Annotated in this window: 2 protein-coding genes; both read left to right on the top strand. The window is 70.6% G+C overall.

Features of this window, described 5'->3' with window-relative positions; translation table 11 throughout:
• A partial coding sequence (locus tag AB0I10_RS40855) for a KR domain-containing protein (protein ID WP_363157808.1) occupies positions 1–1,224 on the top strand: 1,224 nt, incomplete at its 5' end.
• Positions 1,225–1,328: 104 nt separating this feature from the next.
• Positions 1,329–3,067 (top strand): beta-ketoacyl synthase N-terminal-like domain-containing protein (locus AB0I10_RS40850; protein ID WP_363157807.1); only part of this gene is annotated, 1,739 nt, incomplete at its 3' end.

The following is a 3,067-nucleotide window of genomic DNA, read 5'->3' as shown; positions in this document are numbered from 1 at the left end:
TCCGGGCCCGGCGCGGAGGGTGCGGCAGCGTTGGCGGCCGAGCTCGCGGCTGCCGGGACCGCCGTCGACATCGTGGCCTGTGATGTGAGTGACCGCTCGGCTGTGGCCGGCCTGGTGGCCTGGACCGGGACGACGGGAGCTGCACTCTCTGCCGTAATGCACACGGCCGCCGTGCTGGACGATGGTGTCGTGGACCGGCTGTCGGTGTCGCGTCTGGAGACGGTGCTGGCTGCGAAGGCGGCGAGTGCGGTGTATCTGGACGAGGCGACAGCCGACCTGGATCTGGACGCGTTCGTACTGTTCTCCTCGGCCGCGTCGACGCTGGGCGCTGCGGGTCAGGGCAACTACGCGGCGGCGAACGCCTTCCTGGACGCTCTGGCGGAGAACCGGCGGAGCCGTGGCCTGGCCGGTCTGACCGTGGCATGGGGTGCATGGGCGGGTGGCGGTTTCGCCGAGTCCAGTGAGGTGGTGCGGGCGCGGGTCAAGCGTGGCCCGATGCCGCCCATGGATCCGCAGCTTGCCGTACGCGCTCTGGGTGAGGCGCTGGACGGCCCGGACGCCGTCGTCACGGTGATGGACGTCGACTGGGCGCAGCTGGTGGCGGCGCCGGGCGCGGCGGATCCGCGGGAGACGCCGCTCATGCGCGATCTGCCGGAGATCCGTCAGCTGGCCGCCGCCGCGGGTACGAGCAGCAGTGGTGCGCACCGGGGTGAGGGTGAACTGGTACGCCGACTTGCCGAGTTGGGCCGGTCGGAGCAGGAGCGGGTGCTGACGGACGTGGTGCGGGCCGAGGTGGCTGCGGCACTGGGGCACGCCTCGGCCGATGCGATCGAGGGCCGGCGGGCGTTCAAGGACCTGGGCTTCGACTCGCTGACCTCCGTCGAACTGCGCAACCGCCTGAACGGTGTGACGGGACTGCGGCTGCCCGCCACGTTGGTGTTCGACTACCCCACTCCGGTCGCACTCGCTACGTGGCTGCGGACCGAGATGGTGCCGGACGAAGCGGTGCCGGTACCGGTACTCACCGAGCTCGACCGGCTTGAGGCCGCCCTCCGGGCCGACTCGGTGGACGAACCGGTGCGGGAAGAGGCCACCGAACGGCTGCGTCGCCTTCTGGATGCCATGAGCGGCCAGACCGCCGACAAGAGCAAGAAGCGGCGTGAAGCAGAACTCGAGGCCGCGACCGACGACGAGCTGTTCGCCCTCGTCGACGAACTCGAGTGACCCCTGCCCGGCCCTGACGGGCCCCGCCGGAACTGGGCTGGCCGCACGCTCCGTGTGGCCGGCCCTCCCCTGAAACTGCCGAAACATCATTCCTGGGAGCTGACGTGTCTGACGAGGACAAGCTTCGTAGTTACCTTAAGCGGGCCATTGCAGACGCCCAGGACGCCCGAGCACGGCTGCGCGAGGTGCAGGAGCGGGCGGCGGAGCCGGTGGCGATCGTCGGTATGGCCTGTCGTTTCCCGGGTGGTGCGGGCAGTCCGGAGGAGTTCTGGGAGCTGCTGTCCTCGGGCGGCGACGCGGTGAGCGGCTTCCCGACCGACCGCGGCTGGGACCTGGACAGCGTCTACGACCCGGATCGTGAGAATGACGGCACCTCGTACGTGGCGCAGGGCGCGTTCCTGCGCGATGCGACGGTGTTCGATGCGGGGTTCTTCGGGATCAGTCCGCGTGAGGCGCTGGCCATGGACCCGCAGCAGCGGCTGCTGCTGGAGACCTCGTGGGAGGCGCTGGAGCGCGCCGGAATCGACCCGCACTCGCTGCACGGCACCGCGACCGGGGTGTTCGCGGGCGGCTTCGCGTCCAATTACGGGATCGGTGTCTCCTGGGCGGGTCAGGGTGGGTCGGGTGCTGAGGGGCACCTGATGACCGGCAATGCGACGAGCGTGCTGTCGGGCCGGGTGTCGTACGTGCTGGGTCTTGAAGGCCCGGCGGTGACGGTGGACACGGCGTGCTCGTCGTCCCTGGTGGCGCTGCACTTGGCCGCCCAGGCGGTGCGATCAGGCGAGTGCTCGTTGGCGCTCGCCGGTGGTGTGACGGTGATGGTGACGCCGGGGACATTCGTGGAGTTCTCGCGGCAGCAGGGGCTGTCGGTGGACGGGCGGTGCCGTGCGTTCTCTGAGGACGCGGACGGTACGGGCTGGGCCGAGGGCGCGGGCATGCTCGTGGTCGAGCGGCTTTCGGACGCCCGGCGCAACGGCCACAAGGTGCTCGCGGTGGTACGCGGCTCCGCGGTGAACCAGGACGGTGCGTCCAACGGTCTGACCGCTCCCAACGGTCCCTCGCAGCAGAGGGTGATCCGCGCCGCCCTGGCCAGCGCCCAACTGTCCGCTGTCGATGTGGACGTGGTGGAGGCGCATGGCACGGGTACGACGCTGGGCGATCCGATCGAGGCGCAGGCACTGCTCGCCACGTACGGCCAGGATCGTCCCGAGGACCGTCCGGTGTGGCTCGGCTCGGTGAAGTCCAACATTGGGCACACCCAGGCAGCCGCTGGTGTCGCGGGCTTGATCAAGATGGTGCTTGCGTTGCAGCACGAGCAGTTGCCGCGGACGTTGCACGCGGACGAGCCGTCGTCGCACGTGGACTGGTCGGCGGGTGAAGTGCGGCTGCTGACGGAGTCGGTTCCGTGGCCCGCCGGGGAGCGTGCGCGCCGTGCCGGTGTGTCCTCGTTCGGGATCAGTGGCACCAACGCGCACGTCATCGTGGAAGAGGCTCCTGCTCCCGAGTCTGCCGAGGCCGAGGACGAGGTTCGCGCTGGGGACGAGGGGAGTGGCGCGCCCGGAACCGCGGTGGTCGTGGAGACCGGTGAGGTTGGTGCGTGGCTGGTGTCGGGTCGGTCTGCGGCCGGGTTGGTGGCGCAGGCGGGCCGGTTGCGGGAGTGGGTTGCGGCCCGGCCGGAGTTGGATCCGGTGGATGTGGGCTGGTCGTTGGCGACGACGCGGTCGGCGTTCGAGCACCGGGCGGTCGTGGTGGGCGGTGAGCGTGAGGGGCTGCTGACTGGTCTGGAGAGCCTGGCCGGTGGTGTGTCGGCGGGTTCGGTGGTGTCGGGTGTCGCTCGGCAGGG

It is taken from the genome of Streptomyces sp. NPDC050636 (genome assembly GCF_040654775.1).
Lineage (GTDB): Bacteria > Actinomycetota > Actinomycetes > Streptomycetales > Streptomycetaceae > Streptomyces.
This window is presented reverse-complemented; position numbering and strand designations above follow the sequence as displayed.